Source organism: Shewanella sp. ANA-3 (assembly GCF_000203935.1).
Lineage (GTDB): Bacteria > Pseudomonadota > Gammaproteobacteria > Enterobacterales > Shewanellaceae > Shewanella.
Genome location: NC_008577.1, coordinates 746,996 through 771,500 on the forward strand (window position 1 = coordinate 746,996; position 24,505 = coordinate 771,500).

Genomic DNA, 24,505 nt, shown 5'->3' on the forward strand with positions numbered 1-24,505 from the left:
TGCGGTAACTTTTCTTAATGCCAATGCTCTTAATTAAAGTGCTGTGGCTCACAAGGCCTGACGGGCAGAGTTGGGGTGATAGCGAATAAATTCAGACACTAGTACCATCAGTGCGAGCCAGAGGCCGAAGGTGCCAGCGATACCCAATAGGCCCTCTGGCCCCCATGGCAATTGATAGAAATAAGTGCCCGCGCCGTATTTAGGGTCAGTTTGCGCTTGGATAAGTACAATCCAGCGAAATCCCCATGCCAGATGCACCGCCGTTAAACTGACGACTAACATCAATACCGAGGGGAGGCGGCGTACTGCCAATACCAATGCTAGCAAAGCGAGGGTGACCAATACCCAGATGGCGGCGAGTTGCCAGCTTGGGCTGGTGTCTAATAACAGCGCCGCTTCGTGCGCCGAACCTTTATCGAATAAGGCCCAGCCGATAAGACACAGGGTGAAGAGACCAAAGCTTGCCCTGACCCATTGCAGCAACCTGTCTTGGGTGCTGGCTTGATAACCGTGCAAAACACGATTGAGCAGGGCGAGAGTGCCGCAGGCGGCGAGTAGGGCACTGGTCGCCATCAATGGGGGTAACCAATAGGTGTGCCAGAGCGGCCGTGCTTTGATCGCCATGGTTTCCATTCCGGTATAAAGCGCGATACTGCAGGCGCTTAGGCTAGCAATCAGTGCGATTGGCTTGATCCATTTATCACTATCCCAGTCTCCTAGGCGGATAAGTTGGGCAATACGCCTTACCCAATCTTGGGACGATTCCCCTGGTGTCGAGGCTTTAGTTGGCAAGTATTGGCGCAGTAACAGCCAAGCAAACACTAGACTCGTGCCCGAAAATAGCGGCAGTAAAAAGGCGCCGTACCACATCCACGAATGCGGTCTGATTTGGGCATAGAAATGCCATGCCCGCAGCGGTTGGTGCAGGTCAGCAAGCAGCGCAATCGGGGCGACTATGCCAGCGGTAAGCATCAAACAGGCGCAGAGTTTGAGCAGTCTGGCATCGGTTTGTTTCGCACTAAATAAATGAATGGTCGCCACCCACACACTGGCGTAGGCCAAACCCATTAAAAAGAAGTATTGCACTGCCCATGGCAGCCAAGTGATGGCGATATCTGGAGTAAAGATTTCTTTAATGACCATGGTGGATCTCCTCGCCAGAGTCTGTCAGTAGGGTGCGAACGGGGGCTTGGCCGTTAATGCGATCTTCAAAGGCGCTGTTCATGCCGATGTAAAACACTCTAGGTGCTGTATTGGCATCGGGCTTGAGCACCTTGATATCCGCTTGATTAGCCTTGAGTAACTGGCTTATGTGGCTGTGAGGATCGTTTAGATCGCCAATCACCCTTGCTTCGCCGACACAGGTTTCGACACAGGCGGGTAAGAGTCCAGCTTCGAGCCTGTGTGCGCAGAAGGTGCATTTATCGGCTGTGTTGGTCTCATGGTTGATAAAGCGCGCATCGTAGGGGCAAGCTTGTACACAATAGCCACAACCGACGCACCATTCGTTGTTGACGACCACAATGCCATCTGGGCGTTGGAAGGTGGCACCCGTGGGGCAAATTGGGATGCAAGGCGGGTTTTCACAGTGATTACACAGTCTTGGCAACATCAAAAATGCGGGCGGCGTAGCAGAATCCTGTTGCGACACTTCGTATTGCTGCACTGTGGTACGAAATTGCCCCAAGGGTGGCAGGTTTTCGAAGGTGCACGCCACGGTACAGGCCTGACAGCCGACGCAGCGGCGCAGATCAATCACCATGCCGTAGCGTTTACTCGTAGTTGCAGTTTGAGCCGGTTGGGCTTGCACTTGCACGACGGGAATGAGCGCGGCGCCGACGCTCACACTGGCCATTTTTCCGAGAAACTGACGTTTACTCTTGTCCATAGGGATTTCCTTCACTCTTACAGAAAGCTCACTTCATGCCCGTAGATATCAGCGGCTGAGACTAAGGGCTGGGTTTAAGGGCATTCTGGTAAAGTGAAGGGGGGATAACTATAGTGGTTTTCCACATAGCGGCAGAGGGTTTGATCTAGCGCAACAAATATTCGCTACAATAGCGCATTCTGCTGTGATTGTTTTTTGTAAGTTATGGGGACGAAGTATTGTACAGGACGTTATTTTGCATACTCCAAACAGCGATGAGCGTTGGCTTTTGTGCTGCGCGATGGCCTAGTAATACGCTTATCATCTTATTGATATTATTAGTGTGTAGCCCTGCTGCCATGTCAAGCACGGGCGTGAATCCTGCCGCAGTTAACGTGCTTGGGGGGCAAGAGTCCACCACAGAATCATCAACATCCCTTACCTTAGCCGCCCTCGATGCAAATAACGCTTTGGTTAGCGACAGTCTTTCGACTTTGTCTGCAGAGGCGGGTTATCAAGTGGTCGATGTAGGCGTATTGGCCATTCGGGGCTATAAGAGCACAGTCAATCGTTGGCAACCTTTGATGGGCTGGCTAGAGTCGCAAATACCTAATAGTTACTTTAGATTGCATCCTTTAAGCATTGAAGAATTAGCCAAAGGCGTTGAAACCGAAGCGTTGGACTTTGTTATCACTAACCCTGGGCAGTCGGTGATGTTGGCGCGGCAATTTTCCCTGTCTTGGCTCGCTACCCTTCGAAGCCCAATCAATAATGGCGCCGCGATGCAAGTGGGGTCTGCGCTGGTGGTCAGAGCCGATTCACCCTATCAGACCTTACAGGATCTTAAGGGCAAGCGCCTTGGAATTGTCTCCAAAAATGCCTTTGGTGGTTATCTTACTTTAGTTTATGAGGCACAGCTTAAGGGCATAGAATTACCTGGTTTTGTGGGGGAGATTATTCCCTTAGGTTTTCCACTCGATAACCTTATTTATCAGCTCGGCGCGACAGATAAGCCAAGCGATAAATCCCCAAGTTTAGATGCAGCGGTCGTGCCTGTATGTCAGCTTGAGCAAATGCAGGCTGAAGGTTTGATCAAGCTGCAAAATTATCGGGTGCTCGATAATCAGGCGCCAGCGGGGTTTCATTGCCAAGTCTCGAGTCGGTTATACCCCAACTGGTCTATGGCTAAAACCAACCGTGCGACTCAATCGCTCGCGAAACAGGTGACTCAAGCCCTGTTTGCCCTACCCGAAGACAGTCCCGCTGCTAAAGCCGCCGAATCTGCGGGTTGGACCACGGCTGTGAGTCAATTGGCGATAGATCAACTCCTTAAAGATCTCGATATGCATCCCCTGCAAACGCCTTGGTGGCAGCGGGCGTGGCAATGGGTAAAACTGCATCAACATTGGGCATGGTTTGTGTTAACCATATTGGTATTGCTCAATGTGTACCATTTCTGGCTCGAATATCGTTTTAGTCGCCGCGGCCATGAGTTGATAAACACCCAGAGGCAACTCAGTGAAAACCGCGTTCTATTGGAGCACGCCCAGCGGATTGCGATTGCGGGGGAGTTAGGGGCGAGCCTCTCCCATGAACTCAATCAACCTTTGGCGGCGATTGGCCATTATTGCCATGGCGCCGAGGTACGTTTACAACGAGGGACGAGTCCTGAAGAATTACAATCCGTGCTGACTTTAATCCAGCAAGAAGTCAGCCGCGCCGACAGTATTATCAGCCGTTTACGTAATTTATTGAAAAAGCGGCCTGTGTCTAAGCAGCTTCTGTATTTACATCAGTTAGTGAACGATACTGCGCCGCTGCTCGCCTATGAACTGGAGCAGCACCATATCCAGCTTTCGACCAATGTGAGCGGCGAAGCCTATCAATTGCCTTTAGATGAAGTGGGCATGCAGCAACTATTGCTCAACCTTTTGAAAAACGCCGCCGATGCCTGTGTGCAACGCCAGCAGAGCGAGGTCGATGCGTCGAAACCCTATCAGCCCACGATTGATATTGACCTGCGTTACCAAGAACACAAGCTACTGCTGACGGTCACAGACAATGGCACAGGTTTAACTGAGGATGCCAATCTGCTGATGCAGGCCTTTTATTCGACTAAGTCAGAGGGCTTAGGGCTAGGGCTGGTGATTTGCCGTGATATCGCCGAGAGTCATGGCGGCCGCTTTAGCCTAGAAACCGCTTTAAGTGGCGGCTGCCAAGCGCAGGTATCCTTACCCCGTAAGTTTGATGGAGCACCAGCATGAGCCACGCATTGCCCGTGTATTTAATCGATGATGATGAGTCGGTGCGCCGCTCGCTGCGGTTTATGCTCGAAAGTTATGGCTTGAATATCCGCGACTTTGATAGCGCCGAGGCGTTTTTTGCCGCCATCGACTTAAGCCAGCCGGGTTGCGCCTTAGTCGATGTGCGTATGCCGGGCTTAAGTGGGCCGCAATTACATGCGCAATTAGTGCAGCACAATAGTCCGTTGGCGGTGATTTATTTGACTGGCCATGGCGATGTGCCCATGGCGGTGGAGGCGCTAAAACTCGGGGCGGTGGATTTTTTCCAAAAGCCCGCCGATGGTGCCAAGTTGGCCGACGCAGTCGTTAAAGCGCTAGAGCATGCCAAGGCGCATTATCAAGATAATCAATATCTTCAGACTTATCAGACTCTCACACCGCGGGAGCGGGAAATCCTTACCCTTATCGCCAAAGGCTATAAGAATCAGGAGATCGCCGATACGCTGTGCATCGCCATGCGTACGGTCGAAATTCACCGTGCGAACTTAATGAAAGGCATGCAGGTCGGCTCGCTCGCCGAGATGATATTAATCTACGGCCGGATTGTCGATCGCCTTGCCCCCACATAAAACCGCCGTTGTTCGCGCGAATTGGCGTATCCTTGGCCGTTTGATGTGAGCTAACGCATTCAGCCCTAGGTGCTTAATTGCCAAGGCTCGACGATTGCCTTATTTTAGGGGCTAACTTTTAAGGCCAAGACTTTTAACGCTGATTTATGAAGTCTTAGGCCGCTTTTGGATGACCTTATCGTTCGCTTTGTGCATAAGGTGCTCCCGTTTGGATAAGGAATGAAATGCCAAGCTTGATTCGTATTGTGCTGATTGATACGCACCTTCCGGGCGTTGTGGAACTCGCCCTCAATGGCCATACCAATATTTGTGGTACTAACGCCTCGGGTAAAACCACGCTGCAACGTTTAGTGCCGGTATTTTATGGCGAATATCCTAGCCGCGTGGTGCCTTCAACCCGCGATAGTTTCGAGCGTTGGTACTTGCCACACGATTCAAGCTACATCATTTACGAATACCAAAAGGCCGATGGCTTGCTCTATCAAGCCGTGCTGGCATCGGCGGGTGATGGTAAAGGGGTGAACTACCGCTTTATCGGCAAAGGTTTCGAGTTAAGCGATTATATTAAAACCCAAAATGGTGACACCATTTTATGTCACACCATGGCAGAACTCGGCCGAGAATTAAAACGCCAAGGCGTAGCCACCACTAACTTACTGAATACCCGCGAATACCGCGCGATTATTCAAAACGATCGCACTTTGTTAAGCACGGGCAGTAACCGCAGCGAACTGCGAGCCTATGCGCACCAATTCGCCCTGTGTGAAGGTGAGCATTCACTGCGCCATATCGAAAAACTCGCTAAAGCGGTGCACTCCAAAGAAGGCAAAATGGAAACGGTCAAATCCATGATCGCCGCCATTTTGGAAGAAGACGGGGTGAATCCGCCCAGCTCACGCCTCAATCCGCAACGCGTCGAGGCGTGGATCCGCGAGAGCCAGTTAATTCAAGGCTTTGAAGTGATCCGCCCCGAGTTTGAAAAGCTCGAGCAGGAATTTAACCAACTGCTCAGCGCTGAGATGCGTCTCTCGAGTCTGTCCCGTGGTTATCGCAATGACGAAACCTTAGAGGCCGACCGTTTAGAGATCCAACAAACTCTGTCTAAGGAGCTGAATTTAAAGCTTCGAATGTTGGATGACGAATGGAAAGAAGTGCGCGATGAGCTTAACCTCGACCTATCCGCCGCCAAGGGTGACGTAGCTAAGTGCGAGTACGAGTTAGATGCCATTGAAGATCAGCACGGCGCCTTTTTAGATGCCAATATTGAGCAAGCCAAGGCCGACTTGGACATGCTGCCAAACTGGCGCGCGGACATGGAAAACTTAAGCGAGCGCCATAAATTACAAACCGAAAAACATCAAGATATTGAAGCGGCTTACAATGCCCGCCGCAGCAAAATTGGCGAGCAGTTAAACCGCGAGCTGGAAGGCTTACACGCCGAACAGGACAAACAGCGCGAAGCGCGCGACAAACAGCGTGAAGTGGCAAGAGCCGATCTCGATGCCCTCGAAGCCCAATGGCGAAGCCAAATGGATGCGGGTAAGGCGAGCTTTAGTGAGCAGGAATACCAATTCAAACTCAATGCCGCCGAGCTTAAGTTACGTGTCGATGGCGTGACCTACACCGAGGAAGAAAAGCTAAGCCTTGCGATTTTCGACGAGCGGATTCACCGCGCTGACGAAGAGCAAGAAAGCTGCAATGCCAAGGTTGAGCGCTTAACGGGCGAGGAGCGTAAGCTGCGCGCCAAACGCGACCAAGCCAACGAAGCGCTGCGCATTGCTAGCCTGCGTGTTAACGAGCGGCAAACCGCGCTCGATGAACTGCACCATATGCTGTTCCCGCAATCCCATACCTTGCTCGAGTTCCTGCGTAAGGAAGCCCAAGGCTGGGAGCAGAGTCTGGGTAAAGTGATTGCGCCAGAGTTACTGCATCGCACCGATTTACACCCAACGGTCACGGGCGAGAGCGACACTGTGTTTGGGGTGCATTTAGATCTTAAAGCCATTGATGTGCCTGAATATGCCGCCTCCGAGCAGGAACTGCGTATTCGTTTAAGCAAGGCCGAAGAGGCGCTGCAAAGCGCGCAGGAATTACAGGCCGAGGCCGAATCACAGCTGGTGGCGATTAACGGCGAGCTGGATAAGCTCAGCCGCGAACTGACCTTTGCCCGCACGGCTTACAAGAATAGCCGCGATGATTTACGTCGTCTATTCGATGAAAAACGCAGTGAGCAGGACAAGATCAACAAGGCGCTGGCCGAGCGTAAAGCCTTTGCCCAGCAGCGCTTAACTCAACTCGATGGCGAGCTAAAACAGCTTAAGCACCAACATCAGCTCTGGCTCGAAGAGCAAAAAGAGCAGGCGCTCGAAGCGCGGATGGAAAAACAAGCCTACTGGCAGGAAGTCATTGGCGCGCTCGACAATCAACTGGGGCAAATCAAGGCCACTATCGATGCCCGCCGCGAAAGCGCTAAGGCCGAGCAAAAAGCCTGTGAAACCTGGTACAAAAACGAGCTTAAATCCCGAGGTGTGGATGAGGACAATATCCTTAAGCTCAAGCAACAAATCCGTGAGCTTGAAACCAAAATCAGCCGCGCCGAGCAGCGTCGCAGCGAAGTATTGCGCTTCGACGATTGGTATCAACACACTTGGCTTATCCGTAAGCCCAAGCTGCAAACCCAGTTAAGCGACGTGAAACGCGCCGCCTCGGAAATCGATCAGCAGCTTAAAGCCAAGACTCAAGAAGTGAAGACCCGCCGTCAACAACTCGAGACCGAGCGTAAGGCCTCGGATGCGGCCCAGATTGAAGCCTCTGAAAACTTAACTAAATTGCGCGCCGTGATGCGTAAGTTGGCCGAGCTGAAATTGCCCGCCAACAATGAAGAGGCTCAGGGTAGCCTCGGCGAGCGTTTGCGTCAGGGCGAAGATTTACTGCTAAAACGCGATTATTTGATGGGCTCGGTTAAGCAATATGTGGAGCATTTCGACTCTGTGATTGCCAGCAAGTCAGGCTCAGGTTTAGCCGAGACTTGGGAGCGCGCCCGCGAAGAATCGAGCTTTATCAACGACAAAGGTATTCGCCTGCTGGATTACCGCAAACTAGTGCCGCAGCTTGAGCAGCTACTCAATGTGATGGTGCCGCAATCGATTATGGCGCTGCGTGAGCAGGGACGGATCTTCGGTGTCGACTTAACCGCCTTCTACGATGTGCTTGCCGATATCGACCGTCGCATCGCCTCCCAAAGTGCGCGCATTACCCGCGAAGTGGGCGAGGAGTTATTCCTCGATGGCGTATCCGAATCTGCGGTACGTATTCGCTCTAAGATCAGTGAATTAGAGTTTTGGCCTGAGCTTGAACAGTTCGTTAAAGCCTTCAAACAATGGAAGGCCGACGGCTTTAATGGTCTGCCCGATGAGGAATATACCAACAGCATGCGCCGCGCCTTAGACATTATTGGCCGCGCGGCCTTAACCGGTGGCATTGCTAAGTTGCTGGAAATCGAACTGCGCCTCAAAGAGGGCAATAGCGACCTGATTATCCGCACCGACAGACAGCTGAACGAATCCTCGAGCCACGGTATGGCTTACTTGATCCTGTGTAAGTTCCTGTTGGCATTCACGCGCTTGTTACGTGGCCGTGCCGATGTGACCATTCACTGGCCGATCGACGAGCTGGGCACGCTGCACCACACCAACGTGAAGAAGATTTTCGATGCCTGTGGTAACAACAATATCAGCGTGTTAGGCGCTTTCCCGAACCCAGAGTCAGAAGTGCTGAACCTGTTCGAGAACCGTTACATTATTAATAAACAAACTAAGAAGTTGCAGGTGGTGAAGCCCAAAGCCAATCCGATTGCCGATATGTTGAGTAAACGCCTGAGCAAGGAGGCCATCTAATGAGTGCTGCCATGAATGAGTCAAACCAAACCGTATTAGTCGGCACGGGCGCCATTATCGAACTCTTGCTAAAAGGTGAGTTTATTTGCCGCACCACCAATGAAGATGGCTGGCGCGCATTGAAAAATAACAGCACCCGCGAGCGGGTCGAGGCTTATTTGAATCAAATCAATCGCACCGTGGCTTCGGCCGCCGAGGGCGATGTGTTTTTCTGCGGTTATTTGCAGTTAGGCGAAAGTGAGCGCAAGGTGATTTCATCACAGTTTAAGGATATTTGTCAGGCACTTATCCCTATGGTGGAGTGGCTGGTATTAGTGCAGGAAGCCAGCGGCCAAGATGCCCCCCTAAGCGAAGGCGCGCCAGTACGTTTAACTGAGTTGCAAAGCCGAATTGAAGATACGCCCGCGTTTCGTGAGCAGTTGGCCAAACTCAGCCAATACCGCTTATTCGGTTCAACCAGTACCAATAGCGATGCGCAAATTAAGTTAGTGTTCAAGCGTTTAGTGGAGCTTGGTTATCTGGTGCGCCCTAACGTGGAAAAACAAATTTATATCGCCACCGGCAAGCTGGATTACCTGTACGAAGTGATCCGCTTTATCGACGAGACCGAAGGCCTCAGCCTTGAAGCGCAGGCGGAAACGGCGACGCAGCGGGATTTACTATGATGCCTTGGACGATAACGCACTGCATCAACCAAGGAGGTCGTGATGAGCAGTAACTTACATCAGGCTGGGGTGAAGCTACTCAAGCAGTTAGGTCGCCATGCTGACATCATTATGGATGCCTATCTGGCTGGCTCACTCAAGGAAGAGAGCCATGATCCCGCCGTAGTTGAAAAACTCAAGCAGGCGGGGATTTTATGGCGCCCAGAGCCAGACCAAGAGCTGCGCCTTAAACGCTCGGTGCGTGCCTTGCTCGAAGAGGGCCTAAGTGATGAGCGCAATCGCCAAATCGACTCCAACGTCGGCTCGGCGCTCGCCACCATTAAGACCTTGGCCGACCACTATAAAGAAGCGCGCCACAGCTCAGATTACAGTGCCGCCGAGGCGTATCTGTCTGATTTAAGTGAGCATGTGTATAGCTTTGCCGACAGTTTACGTTACTCCATCCGCGTGTTGTGGGGACGCATCAACAACGAGTTCGGTTATGTCGGTACCATTAACGCTAAGATCCGTGAAAACGAACTCGCCCAAAGCCAAGTGTCTGAATTGCTCAATGGCTTGGAGATGTTCCAGTTTAGCGAATTAGGTGAAATCGCCGGTGATATCCGTGAGCTGCGTAAGCTGCTGGTGACGACTTTGCAGGAAACCATGAGCGACTGCGCTCAGGAACTCAGTGTGGTGCAGGGCAGGTTGCTGGAACTTCTCGGCCGTTTTAGGCAAATTCGCGGCCGTACCCGCTTGCTTAAGGGCTGGTTACTGTACACCGATTTGCATCCGGATTATCGCCCTGCGGACCATGTGTCCCACAAGGAGATCCCGAGTCTTTTCAATCGCGCCGAAGTGCTGTTGGCCCCAGCGTCTGTGGATGTGCATAACGCCAGCCAAGAGTTTGAGCTGATGAACATCGTTGCCCATATCAAGGCGATTAGCCGTCAGGGCATAGTCGAAACGGTGCGCGAGCAGGATGTGGCCGTGCCGCTGACGCAGAATGAAGACTTTGATATTCCTGATAATCCACTCAAGCAAGCGGTCGACACTTACTTTGTCGATGTGATTGAGTCGGGCTTACGCCAGTCGGCGCTCGATTACTTAGCCGAAAAAGCCCTGCCATGGGATGCCGAAAGCTGGATTTATCAAGTGATTGGCGGCTACGAAGGTTTACCCGATGAGCATAAGGCTTACTTTGAGTTAGAACCCTTAGGCGAACCTCACCCCATCTACAGCGGTAACTTTATTATCCGCGATGTGGAATTATGGCTCGCCTAGGCAAGCAGCAGTTGCAACTCTTGGAGGGCGTTTATCTTAATCGCTCTCCAAGGGTAAAACTCAGCCCGAATTGGCGAACGATTTACCGCGAGTTAGAAGTGGGCGAGCTGGATGGCGCGGAAAAATATTTGTGTTTTGCGCCGCGAGATTTTGAGTTGCTGCGCAAAGGTGTATTGGCAAAAGAGGGCGTGGATTTACAGGCGCTGGACTTTAATCTAAACCGTATCGCCATGTCCGCCCAAAGCCAGAATGAAAAGCTGGCGAGCATCCGCCCCGAAGCCGAGTATGTTTTGTTGAAGTATCTCGGGTTTGACTCGCCTCCCATGGGGATGTCTACGCGCTCTTCGTTACGTATTCCCATAGATGAAGCGCAACAGCTTTGCCATGAGCTTAATGTTAACGCCATCTTAGTGATTGAAAACCTAGATATATTTGATGCCATCACTCAAGCGCGCTTACCCGCCGAACTTAGCCGCGTTATGGTGATTTACCGTGGTAGCGGCCACCATTCCCCCATTGGTGTGCGACAGTTTTTACAGGCGATGGCGGGTAAAGTGCCGATCATTGCCTTTACCGATCTCGACCCCGCTGGGCTGCAAATTGCCCATACCTTAACGGGCATGACCCATTGTATCGTGCCGCAGTTAGCGCTTTTTGCGCCCAACGAGTTACTCGCTATCCCACAGATTAATTCCGCTGATGATTTTGCCAAGCAAGCGCCTCAGGCTAAATATTTACAGTCAGCCGATTTAAAAAATTGGCGGCAATTAAGCCTTTGGTTAACTCAGCAACGCATTAGCATTAAACAGCAGCACCTGCTGGCGCATCGGCTTGAGCTAGTGCTACTGGCATATTGTTAGTCGTTTCCCTTCCCCATCTCTCTGTAAATATCACTATTTGTAGTTTTAAATTCTAATTAAAATGTTTATTTGGTTTTTAAATCTAGCGTTATTCATGCTTAATCGTTCAGTTGTGTTTATTTAGTTTAAATACTGTTTAAATTTTGATTTTTTAACTTGCACGTTAATAGCGTGATTATTAATCGATAATTTTATTTTTAATAAAAATCAGCCAAATACAAATTTTTTGTGATGGGTTTGGCTTAATTGAAAATGAAATAAGTAAATTTATTCATTGAATTTACTGCCAGCATGTTTCACTATCCCCGCCTGAACCGAAAAGGGAATGGCGATTTTGCTCATCAAGGAAGATGAAGAATAATAGATGAGCTATTTGGGGAAACCATAAGCATGATTAAATCACTTTCGACACGGATCTTTATCGGTCTGTTTGCGGGACTTATTCTTGGCACCTTAGTGCAATATTTTCTAAACGATATTGGCTTCTTTTCTGGCAATTTAGTCGAACTGGCTGGCGGCGTCGGTACCATGTTCGTCAATATGATCATGATGTTGGTCGTGCCTCTGGTGTTTGTCAGTATCGTTTGCGGCGTATGTGAGCTGCAGGACTTAAAAAGCTTTGGCCGCCTTGGCGGCAAAACCTTCGGCTTTTACATCGTTAATACCCTGGTCGCTATCTCAACCGCCCTATTAGTCGTATTACTGCTCGACCCTGGTAAAGGCGTCGATATGAGCAGCACAGATGGTGTGGCCATTACCGCGACCGAACTCCCCAGCTTAATGGCGTTGCTGATTGATATAGTGCCGCGCAACCCGGTGGCGGCTTTTATGTCGGGCAATATGCTGCAAGTGATCTTTATGGCACTGATGCTGGGTGGGGTGATTAAATCCCTCGGCGAGCATGTGGCTGGCGCGGTACAAGGTTTTCAAACCGCCAATAAAATCATGATGAAACTGATTTCTGTGGTGATGAGCCTTGCGCCTTATGGCGTGTTTGCGCTGATGTTTAAGTTAGGCGCCACCTTAGATGCGGCGGTATTTATCAGTGTGCTCGAATATGTCGTGATCATTCTGGCGCTGTTATTACTGTGGATTTTTGTGGTCTATCCGCTGGCGGTGGGGTTCTTCACACCGATTTCGGCCAAGAGCTTTCGCGAGAAAACCCAAGAGCAAGTGCTGTTTTCCCTGTCTACCGCCAGCTCTAATGCCACCATTCCTGTGACTATGCGCACCCTAACGGAAAAGCTTGGGGTGAATCGCGCCGTGGCAGGCTTTGGCGTGCCGCTTGGGGCGACCATGAATATGGGCGGCGTGGCAATTTATATCACGATTGCGATTTTCTTTGTCGCCAATGCTTTCGGCATGCCAATCACCAGCGAACAATTGCCATCGCTGCTGTTTAGTATCTTCCTGTTATCCGTTGGCGCGGGTGGTGTACCCGGTGGCGGCATGGTGATGATTGGGGTATTAATCCATCAAATGGGTTTGCCGATTGAAGCCTTTGCGATTGTGGCCGCACTGGACCGTATCATCGACATGGTGCTGACCTCCTGCAACGTAGTGGGGGATACGGCGGTGTTGACCATAGTCGACCAAACCGAAAAGACCCATCAAGTCGAGCTGGTCGATAGCGAGTCTTAAATCGCACAACTAAAAAAGCCACTGATTACAGTGGCTTTTTTGTATCAGGACGAGACACGCCCTTACTGGCTACACTTCTGTTTTAGCTGGCTGACCGCTTCACTAAATCCCACGGCCACTAAGGTTGAGCTAGTGTATTTGCTTGAGCGAAACGAAACGGCCTCAAGGCTTAGTTCTTGAGTTTGTAGCTGAGCTAACGCCTGCCACAGATCGTCGTCAGCCTTTGGCAAACTGGTAAAGTTCATCAAGGTCGCGGTGCCGCGAAATTTCACACTGTGCTGCTTGTCGCTGCGAATAATTAGCACGCTTGGATCGCTACCAAATGCAAAGGATTCACCCATAGTGACGTTTAAAATGGGTTGGGGTTCGCCAACGGAGCAGCTCAAGCTCAGCTTGAGGCCTTTATCAATAAAGTCGATGCTATGGCTTTTAGGGGCGGGTTCTGCGGTGTCTAAGCTTGTGGCTAAATCTTCCTTGGCATATGCGTAGCCTAAATGACTGACGAGCATGAGGGCCAGTAACTGTGTTTTCACTTTACTACCTTGTTAATTGTGCGGACGAATACAGGTGATGATTTGTGTTGCTACATTGTCAAAATGTTGGCGATTATAAAGAATCTTGACGCATTTTAATAACCCTTTTGGGTTAATTGGTCTTGAATTTGATTCAAAAGGTTAGCCTTTGGTATCAAACGCCGTTTAGGTTAAGACTCGGGCTATTATCTCAAGCAATAATTTCAATTCAAACATGCACTTATGCAATGCAGACTAAATTAATACCAAAGTGCGAGGCACAGTTTTTGTTCAGGAAATAAAAAAGCCACTATTATCAGTGGCTTGTTTTAATCTTTGGCACTCGGCATTGTTTGGCTATGGCGGGTTTAGTGACGCTTAGCACTCACTCTCAAACAGCAACGTCGCTTACGGGGCGATGTCGCTGTTTATTTACGAGTCATTTTATCCAAGTAGCCCATGGCAAATGCCGACACCACGAAGGTGATATGGATAAGCAAATACCACATGATTTTGTCGTTATCGATATTCTTCACATCCATAAAGATTTTCAGCAGGTGGATAGACGAAATCGCCACAATGGACGCGGCCACTTTGTTTTTTAGTGAGCCAGAATCTAATTTACCCAACCAGCTGAGCTTCTCACTGTCTTCGCCGACATCCAGCTGCGAGACAAAATTCTCGTAGCCAGAAAACATCACCATCACAATCAGACCGCCCACTAGGGTGATATCAATCAAGGACAGGGTGACCAGCACCAGATCCACTTCGGTCATCTCAAAAATAATCGGCAGAATATGGAAGATCTCTTGGAAGAATTTAATGCCTAAACCCAACAACACTAGACTCAGCCCCAAGTAGATGGGCGCCATAATCCAGCGTGATGCGTACATTAGCCTTTCAAATATTTTTTCCATATGGAGTAAATCCTTAGTGGTTAAAGCTTAATAATCGAATCTATGAAGCCAAAACAATAACATACTGGGTTAACGCCGCGCTATCGGCCAATCGCAAAGGCGTGAGGTATATGCAGCTAAGCTCAAGTTGCGAGCATAGCAGATTTGGTTTTGCGGCCTTACGGCCAAGTGAGTTAGGTTAGTGGGGTTTCACCCGCACCTGATTATGCTGATGTTTAGTCATTGCGGCCTTACGGCCGAGGTGAATCAAAGTCGTGGGGCTTCACCCCACACCCGACCAAGGAGGACTGCTCGTCCTATCCTCCTTGGATGCTCCAAGACGCCCCAACGGAGTTGAAAGCCCCTTGGGCTCATAGCCAAATTTGCTATCGCTTCCGAAGGATGCATCCCTGCACCTGCGAAAGCTAGCTTGCCATCCATGGCAAGTCTCACGCAATTTGTCTATTCGCCCTGCGGCAACTCCGAGGGGAGGGTGAACTTCTGTGGCCTTGGCGTTGTTTGTTAATCTGAAAAGTGTTGTGCTTGCTTTATCTCTAAATCAGCTCTTGAACGATCTCACCACGTAATGCTCGATTACTACGATTATTACTACCTTGTAATGCTGACTTATAATATTTCTCGGCCACTTCATCATTAATTTCTTCAGCTGCAGCTTTATCTACACGATCATAGAAGTCATCAAGATTACAACGCAAGTTAGCAATATTTATGCTTTTACCTAATTTATAAATAGCTTTATGAATTTCGATAAATAGAGTGAAAAAATCAGCTTTCTTTAGGGAGCGAGAATCTGAAGGGAAATTCAATTGTGTGATAGTTTTTAGAACTTCATCAATTTGAGAGTTGTACTTTTCTTTTTCATCAAAAAACTCGTTGTACCGTTCAAGGTAGGATTCAATTTCCCCATCACGATTAAAGTATGTGCTCATCATTGTTACAATTAAAGCTAAGCAATACCTAGTATCGTTCATACGTTTTATGTCTGTTGTATTAAAAATTTTGTGCTGATCAAAAAAATCCTTCTGAGACATATCCTCTGCAAATTTTTTTAACTCGCCGCCATATCTAGCATTATGAATTTCCATGGCATTCAATCCGTAACTAGTTGAGTTAATCCTTTGGAATATTTCTTTTATGTCTTCTATGGGTTTATTTCCAAGATCTCTAACTACAACTTCATATTCGAGAAACTCTATTTGCTTAGCTTCTTCAAGCTCAGCATAACTAGGCACATTAGCTGGTAGTTTTAAATCTGGTGAATCTTTAAAATACTGATAAAGAGTTGTAATTCTTTGCTGGCCATCAACAAGAAGCTCGCAGCCTTCACCGGTTTTTGGGTCTACGTTTCCTGCTGCAATATATATTTCAGGGAACGGATATCCTTCAAGTACTGTTTTTACAAACTCAACTTTATCTTTATTTGACCAAACTAACCTACGCTGAAATTCCGGCTGAGGAACTAATATTTCTTTACTTATTGCTGTTAATAAAACTCGAAGTCTTCTGTTTGTTGCTGATGTATTCATTTTTTGACCTCATCTATGCACTGTTCTACGCATATTTTCTGATATTCTTCTAAAAAAAACCATGATTGGTATAGACCTGCTCTAATTTTATATGGTCCATACTTGGCCGAACTAGTTACTTTGTTAAAAAAGTTCCACCAATGCCCGGTAAATTCAAAGTATTTACTTGATGGAAGCTTATCTGGACGAACCCAGCCAGCTGCCAAAAATTGAAAGAATGAGTCTGAGTCGGGCCAATATGCTCGACTCTTCTTATAAGAAAATGCTTCTTTCCATACTGTATGGAAAAGATGTGGCGATACTATCGCTATATCTAAATCAGAATCATCGTTAAATTCCCCATATCGACGACTGGGTTTTATACTAAAGCCCATTTTACCTGAACCAACCAGCACCACATCATTGAAATCAATATTTAGATAAGAACAGATCTCTTCTTTTAGTTCATAGACCATGTCCTCACAGAGGATTTTACTCTGACCATTAAAAACATGCTTACGCACAATCTGAAGGCTGCTGAGTTTTGTTAAGTCAGCTTTGAAATCTTCCATATTCTCCATTTTTATCCTTCCTAAACTACTTTTTATTAGTGCATGTGTGCGTTTATCTCATTATTTTTTTCATGGTTTAAACCTTTACCTTTAAAATGTAACTGAGAGCAAATTTTCACCAACTTTTAAATCACTTCTGAGCTATGACTGCAATCTTGGCACCGTAGTGTATAGCTATCTTTTGCCTTGATTACTCTTGTTTGTCTGCTTTGGCACTCTGGGCATGCTTGTTTCATTGGCGTGTTTTTGGTGCATTGATTGCATTTTATGTAGTAACCAAACTTACCGTACATCGGGGTGTAGTTTGTTGATTCGCCACAATGTTTGCAGCGAAGGATGCTGTTAGTTGTGGGTTGTGCTATTGCAGGGTTTTTCGCTTCCGCCACTTTGTTAACGGCAAAGGAGGCAACAGGTTCTTTGACTTGTGGTGTTTGTACGGACGTTATTTCACTCGTAGCTTGAGATGGGTCTAGATGGCGATCGATTAAGAACTTAGCGATTGAATTCAGTTCTTCTTGATTAAAGTCTGGACGGGTATCACTCACATTAATAATTCGGAAGAATTTGCTTTTAAGATTCATGATCTTTTCAAGCTTCTCGACTAAAAACTCTGTCTTAACTAACTGCTCTGAAACTGCCGCAGGCATCGTTTCTCTATTGATCACGGCATCGCTTGAGACCGCGCATAAATGATCCCAGCAACGCATACCGAAACCTTGCTGTTTTATCCCGAGTAACTTACCGAGAATTTCACTTCGATGCTGTTTTAGCATCTCTTTAAGCAGCGATTGTTGCAGTTCAACTTGCTTAATTGGTGATGGCATACCAAACCAGTTATTGCCGTGACTGCGAGTCCATTCGCCATGTTGGTTTACATCCACATGACCTTTTATGCTTTTAGACTCAATTAAAACAAAGCCGTATGGATAAATAATTAAGTGATCAATTTGAGCTGTTTCGCCGTTAAAGGTGAATCGAAAATCATTGATAACGAGTACTTCTGGATGATCTTTGAAAGCGCGGCGCAGATAAAAGGCAACATCCTGTTCTTGTTTTTGACCCGCAATAGTTTGTGGTGTTTGGGTATTTTGCAGTGTTTTAGTTTTTAGAATCATTTATCAACAGCGTCCATTCATAACTTGATAATAATCGGTTTCATAATACCCACTGTGCCATTGAAAGATAAAGATAAAAATCGCTAAAGGTTAACGTTGATCAATGATGGGAAAGTGCAAATCTTTGGAGATTTACAGTCAACACAGAAGTTACAGAATACACCATCCCCTCGGAGTTGCCGCAGGGCATTTGCGTTCGTTGCGTGAGCGAGGCATGGATGCCGAGATAGCGTCAGTCGAATCAGGGACGAGCGTCTGACGCGATAGCATAAGAACGCTTAATGCCCAAGGGGCTTTCAACTCCGTTAGGGGCGTCTTGGAGCATCCAAGGGCGAAGGCCAGCGGCCGTTTTGAGCGCGAGATAGGGATATCGAGCTGGCAGCTTAACATGGACGTTTTTGATAGGACGAGCAGTCCTCCTTGGTCGACTCTTTATTAAAAATCAGGGGGTGAAGCCCCACGACTTTGATTCACCTCGGCCGTTAGGCCGCAATTTCTTCAGCGGTAAAGCCGCATAAAACTCAAATGTCGCATTCTGCGATAACAAAAAAGCCACTGTGGTCAGTGGCTTTTATCTGAAAAAAAATCAAAGCTTAAGCGATTCGGCTTAGTCTAGACTTGGTTCTTCACTGTAATCCAAACCATGGTAGCTTAGGCAAGCGTCTACTTCATTGGCGCTACCTAGGATAACTGCAACGCGTTGGTGAATTTGCGTTGGTTGAATATCCAAAATGGTTTCATAACCCGTAGAGGCTTTACCGCCAGCTTGCTCGACTAAAAGGGCCATTGGGTTGGCTTCGTACATTAAACGCAGCTTGTATGGCTTTTTCGGATCTTTATTGTCGGTTGGATAAGTAAAGATACCGCCGCGAGAAAGTACGCGGTGCACGTCACCGACCATGGCGGCAATCCAGCGCATGTTGAAGGATTTTTCGCGCGGGCCAATTTTGCCTAGCAGTAAATCGGCGATGTAGGTCTGCATTGGCGCTTCCCAAAAACGTTGGTTCGACATGTTAATGGCGAACTCTTGGGTGTCTGGGCTGATGCTCATGGCCGCGTTGGTCAGTAAAAATTCGTTGGTTTCTGGGTGCAGGGTAAAGAGTTGCACGCCTTGGCCTGTGGTGAGGGCGAGCATGGTTGATGGGCCGTAGAGCACATAACCTGCGGCTAACTGATTGCGACCCGATTGCAAAAAGCTTGTTTCAGTCAACTCGCCCTGTGGGGCGGGCAGAACAGAGAAAATCGTGCCGACCAGTGAGTTGATATCGATATTCGATGAACCATCTAAAGGGTCGAAACATACCAGATATTGACCATTGGCGCAGACTTCAACCACATGATCTTCTTCCTCAGAGGCTAAGCCGCGCACTGTGCCGTCGGCTTTTAATGCATCTTTGAGCATATCGTTGGTAATGATATCCAGTTTTTTCTGGGTTTCACCTTGCACGTTTTCCTGTTCGGTCGCGCCTAACACACCGGCTAAGGCACCATGGCGCACGGCATGGCTGATGGCTTTGGAGGTGTCGGCTAAGGTCAAAATCAGTTGCGAGAGGGATTCGTTCACTGCCTTTGAGGTTAAGTGCTGGGCAAGAGTCTGCATGTTAGGTCCTTTAGGGGTTCAACATTGAGGTCAATTTCATTATTTGCCGCGAATAATAACTCAGTTAGTCGACAATTTCAGCGATGTTGCTGTGGGTTTTAATCAAATTAAGCCAAGAGGGTTATCCCTTTGTGCCAGGCTGAGTGGGTTATCGTGAAAATTGAGCTAACCGCAGGGGTTTGCCTGCTAATTTGTATCTGTATATTGCCTGCGCTTTTTATTTAGGCTTTGCCTTGGCACAATGACGGCAGTTTTTGATCGCCACCTAAAGGCGAATATGCTTCCAAGGAATAATAATGACTAAAAATGGGTTAGCTTCTTCCCTGCGCTCGGTGACATTGGGCGCCTCATCTCTACTGATAGCGAGTCAACTGGCCATGGTTTCTAGCGCGATATTTACCCCCGCCTATGCGCTTGAGGGCGGCACAACGCCGCTGACTATCGAGCGCATGAATGCGTCGCCTGCCTTGGCGGGCACGAGTCCCCGAGGATTAAAATTATCCCCCGATGGTCAAAGGGTGACCTATCTTGCGGGACGTAAAGACAACCAAAATTTTTACGATCTCTGGCAGATGGACGTGAAGACGGGCGAATCTAGCCTGTTGCTAAACGCCGATAAGCTGGCGAGCAATGAGTTATCCGATGAAGAAAAGGCCCGCCGCGAGCGCCAACGTATTTATGGCGAAGGCATTATGGAATATTTCTGGGCCGACGATAGCAAGGCGCTGTTGATCCCTGCCTCGGGTAATCTGTATTACTTCTCCTTAGCGGATAACAGCGTTAGCCAACTGCCGATAGGCGAGGGCTTTGCCACCGATGCTCGCCTATCGCCCAAGGGGAATTTTGTGTCCTTCGTGCGGGACCAAAATCTGTATGTGCTCAATTTAGCGACTAAAAAGCTTGAGGCCATGACTACAGACGGTGGCGGCGCGATTAAAAATGCCATGGCGGAATTTGTTGCCCAGGAAGAAATGGATCGTATGACGGGTTACTGGTGGGCGCCCGATGAATCGGCCATCGCCTTTACCCGTATCGATGAGTCGGGCGTTGAGTTGGCCACCCGCAATGAAATCTACGCCGATGGCATTAAGCTTACCGAGCAGCGTTATCCGGCTGCGGGTAAAAACAATGTCGAGATCCAACTGGGTGTTGTGACCCTTAAGAATAAAGCCATCAATTGGGTCACCTTAAGCGATGATAAAAATAAAGATATTTACTTGCCTCGCGTCGATTGGTTGCCGGATAGCAAGCACTTATCCTTCCAGTGGCAGAGCCGCGATCAACAAAAATTAGACCTGCAACTGGTGGCTCTCGATGCGCTGACCAAGCCGAAAACCTTAGTCAAAGAGCGTAGCGATGCTTGGGTGAATCTTAACAATGACCTGCACTTCTTAAAGCAACAATCGGCGTTTATCTGGGCCTCGGAGCGTGACGGCTTTAATCATCTGTATTTGTTTGACCTAAAAGGTAAGCTGAAGACGCAATTGACCAAGGGCAATTGGGCGGTCGATGAGCTGGAATATATTGATGAAACCGCAGGTTGGGTGTATTTCACTGGCCGCAAAGATACCCCTATCGAAAAACACCTCTACCGTGTGCCGTTAGCGGGTGGCAAGGTTGAGCGCGTGAGCAGCGAGGCGGGGATGCACAATCCGGTATTTGCCGATAATCAAAGCGTGTATCTAGATTATTTCAATAGCTTATCTCAGCCACCACAGATCAGTTTGCACGGCGATAAGGGCCAACATCTGGCGTGGGTAGAGCAGAACCAAGTCAAAGCGGGCCATCCTCTGTATGACTATGCTGGCCTTTGGCAATTACCAGAGTTTAAAGAGCTTAAGGCGGAAGACGGACAAGTCCTGCAAACGCGCCTCTTTAAACCCATGCCCTTCGATGCGAGCAAAAAGTATCCGGTAGTCGTACGTGTTTATGGCGGCCCGCATGCGCAATTGGTTACCAATAGCTGGAGTGAGCAGGATTACTTTACCCAATACTTAGTGCAACAAGGTTATGTGGTATTTCAACTGGATAACCGTGGCAGCGCCCACAGAGGCACCCAGTTCGAGCAAGTGATTTACCGTCACTTGGGTGAAGCGGAGGTGAACGACCAAAAGGTTGGCGTCGATTATCTGCGCAGCTTGCCCTTTGTCGATAGCAACAACGTGGCGATTTATGGCCACAGCTACGGCGGTTATATGGCCTTGATGAGCCTGTTTAAGGCGCCGGATTACTTTAAGGCGGCGATTTCGGGCGCGCCCGTCACAGATTGGCGTTTGTACGACACTCACTACACCGAGCGTTATCTCGCCCATCCGGCGAATAATGAACAAGGTTACGAAGCCAGTAGCGTGTTCCCCTATGTGAAAAACTACCAGTCGGGGCTGTTGATGTACCACGGCATGGCCGACGATAACGTGTTGTTTGAAAACAGCACTCGCGTGTACAAGGCGTTGCAGGACGAAGGCAAACTGTTCCAGATGATTGATTATCCTGGCTCTAAGCATTCGATGCGCGGTGAAAAAGTGCGTAATCACTTATATCGCTCGCTGGCGGATTTCCTCGATAGACAGCTTAAAAGCGGCGAATAACCCACAGCAGAGCGCTGTTTAACCAAGCGTATGCAGTTAATCTAACGCATGCAGTTATCCAAGAGTGAGGTTAACACCTCACTCTTTTTTTTACGCGGTATTTGGCTAATACCTTAGCTACCACCTTAGCTAATAGCTGAGTTAAGGCTGTGGATAGCACTTGGTCGTGAGTAAGGGCTCCATTCCAATTGATACGCTTAAAGTTTGCGATGGCTGTTTAAGTGTGGCTATTCAAGTTTAGCTACTCAAGTTTGGCGGGGTGATAAAGCGGGGCAGAGGGTTTGCCATATTGCTGAGATAAAAAAACCAGATCCGAGGATCTGGTTTTTATTATTCAAACGGACTTAGAAGATTAGTCTTCTAAGTTACCGCAGAAACGGTAGCCTTCACCGTGGATCGTTGCGATGATTTCTGGCGTATCTGGCAAGCTTTCGAAGTGCTTACGGATACGACGGATAGTTACGTCAACAGTACGGTCGTGTGGCTTTAACTCACGGCCAGTCATCTTCATCAGCAGATCGGCACGAGTTAAGATTTTGCCTGGGTTTTCAACAAAGTGCAGCATAGCGCGGAATTCGCTACGTGGCAGTTTGTAAGATTCACCCTGTGGGCTCACCAGAGAACGGCTATTGATCTCTAGGCTCCAATCGTTGAAACGGTAGTACTCGACAGAGCTCTTTTCTTCGACTTCGTTACCAGCGCTATTCACACGAGTCAGAAGGTTGCGAGCACGAATCGTCAATTCACGTGGGTTGAACGGCTTGGTAATATAATCGTCCGCGCCAATTTCAAGTCCAAGGATTTTGTCGACTTCGTTGTCACGGCCTGTCAGGAAGATCAGACCGATGTTGTTGATTTCACGTAATTCACGTGCCAACAACAGACCGTTTTTACCTGGTAGGTTAATGTCCATAACCACTAGGTTAATTTTGTTTTCCTGCATAGCCTTATGCATTTCTGCGCCATCATTGGCCTCAGTTACCACATACCCTTCTGCCTCGAAAATACTTCTCAGCGTGTTACGGGTAACGGCTTCATCTTCAACGATCAGAATGTGCGGATTTTGCATATTAATTACCTAAATTTTAACCAATTTTATTCTAACCATAAGGACCGCTTACATCGGATCCTTATATTCATAAAATGTTGATACTTCCTCTAACTGCTCTGTGCTTCAAAGGAAAGATCTTTACGGCGACACATCAGGATGTATATAAAGTGCACGTTTAAAGTGTAATACGATAAAACGTAACCAGTATCAACTTCGATAAGCAATAGTTATAAATAGTTCCTTAACTATTGTTTTTTTTAAAATGTTTAAATGATAACTCAAATGTAGAACACATTTTAAAAGATGTCTGGCCAGATTAGGGTGATTTCGCAGAGGAATCTAACAAACCCTTGTCAAGATTAAGCAAACTTAATGTTATCTGCTTAACTAGCCAATGGCGTCATTGTACTCGTTTTAGGCATTTGTTAACAAATGAAATGTTAACAAATTTCTGGTTGAGGCCCTGATTTACCATGATATTTACTTTAGTCATTGATTAGTATAACTAATGTATTTTTGATTCTTGTGAGCCAGTTCACGCCTCTTTGGATTTTTGAGGCGCTCTGCTACACTAACCCGGGTTCATTTTTCGACTAGACTACCAATGGACAACATGACTCAAGATTTGTGGCAGCATTACCAGAAGCCGTTGTTTTTGCTTACTCAAGCATTATCCTGTGATTTTTCCTTTGCTGTAATTACCGCCCATAATCCCGCTTCAACCCTCCTCAGTCCCAGCCAAAACCGTTTACTCGACCGCCAACTTCTCCGTGATATTGAATTATTAGGCAGCCCCTATCGTGCAATGGTGGGCGCATCGCCAGATTTATCCCATATGGAAAAGAGCTGGGCGGTGTTTGTCGACAGAAGCATGGCGCTGCAGCTAGGGAAAAAGTTTAATCAATATGCCATCTATATGGTGGAAAAGGGTGAGGTGAGTTTAGTGCCTTGCACCTTAACCGGGCATGATGAAGTGTGTTTAGGCCTGTTTAATGATCACGTGCGTTTGGTGTACGAACTGCCTGATCTAGCGACCTAACCCGCGAGTTTATTACTATTTTTCTTATCCGGCTTTGCCTGTAAAGGGCAAGGCTAGGTCAGTTATTTTTTGATCCTGTTAATGCCTGCATGATACCTCGCCGCCATTTTTTGCTTTGGCTTTACCGCTAAATTGCTCATTGTTTTTAAAAGCGTTTATTGAATTTGTTTATGCGATGTGAAATTAGCATTGACTTCATTAGGGGTTTATTGCTACTTTTTTCGTCCTTTTCCGGCGGAAAGGAACAGAAGAGGAGCGTTAACTAGGTAGTCAGTCAGAGGAGCACAAACTCCAGCGATGATTGATGAGGGAGATTAACGCCGAGGCATAGATGTGGTTGCTGCATGTTTATGTCGGTCGCTTAGGCTGAATCCTAACGATTGTCACCTGTAATTGGTGGAGAGCTTCTGGTGACGATTGCTGTTTCCCTTCTATTGGGGTGCGTATCATTGAGCACCAGGCTCTTCGAACGAAGTTGGTTCGGAGCGTAATCATGTTAGTTAATCAAGATCTTATCCTAGTTTGTGCCGTGTCTTCTGCTT

At 48.0% G+C, this 24,505-nt stretch carries 18 protein-coding genes and 1 riboswitch; of the genes, 9 read left to right on the plus strand and 9 right to left on the minus strand.

The genetic code is table 11. The features are described 5' to 3' along the window. Window positions 1-48 precede the first annotated feature (48 nt). Window positions 49-1,143, minus strand: coding sequence for an NrfD/PsrC family molybdoenzyme membrane anchor subunit (gene nrfD / locus SHEWANA3_RS03350; protein WP_011715817.1), 1,095 nt, complete (start codon window positions 1,141-1,143; stop codon window positions 49-51). Beyond that, window positions 1,133-1,888, minus strand: a complete 756-nt coding sequence (gene dsrO, locus SHEWANA3_RS03355; RefSeq protein ID WP_011715818.1) for a sulfate reduction electron transfer complex DsrMKJOP subunit DsrO — start codon at window positions 1,886-1,888, stop codon at window positions 1,133-1,135. The genes nrfD and dsrO overlap by 11 nt, the downstream gene beginning before the upstream one ends. A 254-nt stretch (window positions 1,889-2,142) precedes the next feature. Here dsrO and SHEWANA3_RS03360 point away from each other — a divergent pair, with 254 nt between their 5' ends. From SHEWANA3_RS03360 to SHEWANA3_RS03390, 7 genes are all read left to right on the plus strand, one after another. Beyond that, window positions 2,143-4,131 (plus strand): PhnD/SsuA/transferrin family substrate-binding protein, encoded by a 1,989-nt coding sequence (locus SHEWANA3_RS03360; RefSeq protein WP_011715819.1) that lies wholly within the window; start codon window positions 2,143-2,145, stop codon window positions 4,129-4,131. Then, complete coding sequence (locus tag SHEWANA3_RS03365) at window positions 4,128-4,739, plus strand: response regulator (protein WP_011715820.1); 612 nt, start codon at window positions 4,128-4,130, stop codon at window positions 4,737-4,739. Before SHEWANA3_RS03360 ends, SHEWANA3_RS03365 begins: the two co-directional genes overlap by 4 nt. A gap of 224 nt (window positions 4,740-4,963) precedes the next feature. Beyond that, the gene (locus tag SHEWANA3_RS03370) at window positions 4,964-8,635 is read left to right on the plus strand and encodes an ATP-binding protein (protein WP_011715821.1); all 3,672 of its coding nucleotides are present in this window, start codon (window positions 4,964-4,966) and stop codon (window positions 8,633-8,635) included. A gap of 11 nt (window positions 8,636-8,646) precedes the next feature. Beyond that, window positions 8,647-9,300, plus strand: a complete 654-nt coding sequence (locus SHEWANA3_RS03375) for a hypothetical protein (RefSeq protein ID WP_037422308.1) — start codon at window positions 8,647-8,649, stop codon at window positions 9,298-9,300. Window positions 9,301-9,342: 42 nt separating this feature from the next. Further along, the gene (locus SHEWANA3_RS03380; protein WP_011715822.1) at window positions 9,343-10,563 is read left to right on the plus strand and encodes a hypothetical protein; all 1,221 of its coding nucleotides are present in this window, start codon (window positions 9,343-9,345) and stop codon (window positions 10,561-10,563) included. Next, on the plus strand, window positions 10,551-11,423 hold the full coding sequence (locus tag SHEWANA3_RS03385) for a Wadjet anti-phage system protein JetD domain-containing protein (protein ID WP_011715823.1): 873 nt from the start codon (window positions 10,551-10,553) through the stop codon (window positions 11,421-11,423). Before SHEWANA3_RS03380 ends, SHEWANA3_RS03385 begins: the two co-directional genes overlap by 13 nt. Window positions 11,424-11,813: 390 nt before the next feature. Beyond that, window positions 11,814-13,064: a dicarboxylate/amino acid:cation symporter gene (locus tag SHEWANA3_RS03390; RefSeq protein WP_011715824.1), complete on the plus strand. Its 1,251-nt coding sequence runs from the start codon at window positions 11,814-11,816 to the stop codon at window positions 13,062-13,064. Window positions 13,065-13,126: 62 nt separating this feature from the next. Here SHEWANA3_RS03390 and SHEWANA3_RS03395 read toward each other — a convergent pair whose 3' ends face one another. The 6 genes from SHEWANA3_RS03395 to SHEWANA3_RS03420 form a co-directional block, all read right to left on the minus strand. Further along, window positions 13,127-13,597, minus strand: coding sequence for a hypothetical protein (locus SHEWANA3_RS03395; protein WP_011715825.1), 471 nt, complete (start codon window positions 13,595-13,597; stop codon window positions 13,127-13,129). A gap of 407 nt (window positions 13,598-14,004) precedes the next feature. Further along, window positions 14,005-14,493: a TIGR00645 family protein gene (locus SHEWANA3_RS03400; protein WP_011621445.1), complete on the minus strand. Its 489-nt coding sequence runs from the start codon at window positions 14,491-14,493 to the stop codon at window positions 14,005-14,007. A gap of 533 nt (window positions 14,494-15,026) precedes the next feature. Next, on the minus strand, window positions 15,027-16,019 hold the full coding sequence (locus SHEWANA3_RS03405) for a DUF262 domain-containing protein (protein ID WP_011715826.1): 993 nt from the start codon (window positions 16,017-16,019) through the stop codon (window positions 15,027-15,029). Beyond that, on the minus strand, window positions 16,016-16,579 hold the full coding sequence (locus tag SHEWANA3_RS03410; protein WP_011715827.1) for a hypothetical protein: 564 nt from the start codon (window positions 16,577-16,579) through the stop codon (window positions 16,016-16,018). The genes SHEWANA3_RS03405 and SHEWANA3_RS03410 overlap by 4 nt, the downstream gene beginning before the upstream one ends. A 116-nt stretch (window positions 16,580-16,695) precedes the next feature. Further along, a complete protein-coding gene (locus SHEWANA3_RS03415; RefSeq protein WP_011715828.1) occupies window positions 16,696-17,685 on the minus strand; it encodes a nuclease-related domain-containing protein in 990 nt (329 codons plus the stop codon). Between the two features lie 607 nt (window positions 17,686-18,292). Further along, the gene (locus tag SHEWANA3_RS03420; RefSeq protein ID WP_011715829.1) at window positions 18,293-19,285 is read right to left on the minus strand and encodes a class 1 fructose-bisphosphatase; all 993 of its coding nucleotides are present in this window, start codon (window positions 19,283-19,285) and stop codon (window positions 18,293-18,295) included. A gap of 296 nt (window positions 19,286-19,581) precedes the next feature. Between SHEWANA3_RS03420 and SHEWANA3_RS03425 the strand changes: the two genes are divergently transcribed. Then, window positions 19,582-21,873 carry a S9 family peptidase gene (locus tag SHEWANA3_RS03425; protein ID WP_011715830.1) on the plus strand — a complete coding sequence of 764 codons (2,292 nt, stop codon included), beginning with the start codon at window positions 19,582-19,584 and terminating at the stop codon, window positions 21,871-21,873. A gap of 352 nt (window positions 21,874-22,225) precedes the next feature. Here SHEWANA3_RS03425 and arcA read toward each other — a convergent pair whose 3' ends face one another. Further along, the gene (gene arcA / locus SHEWANA3_RS03430) at window positions 22,226-22,942 is read right to left on the minus strand and encodes a two-component system response regulator ArcA (RefSeq protein WP_007644695.1); all 717 of its coding nucleotides are present in this window, start codon (window positions 22,940-22,942) and stop codon (window positions 22,226-22,228) included. A gap of 586 nt (window positions 22,943-23,528) precedes the next feature. Here arcA and SHEWANA3_RS03435 point away from each other — a divergent pair. Beyond that, window positions 23,529-23,963: a DUF3293 domain-containing protein gene (locus SHEWANA3_RS03435; RefSeq protein ID WP_011715831.1), complete on the plus strand. Its 435-nt coding sequence runs from the start codon at window positions 23,529-23,531 to the stop codon at window positions 23,961-23,963. 240 nt (window positions 23,964-24,203) lie between these two features. Next, window positions 24,204-24,378: riboswitch (Lysine riboswitch) on the plus strand. The last annotated feature ends 127 nt before the right edge of the window (window positions 24,379-24,505 follow it).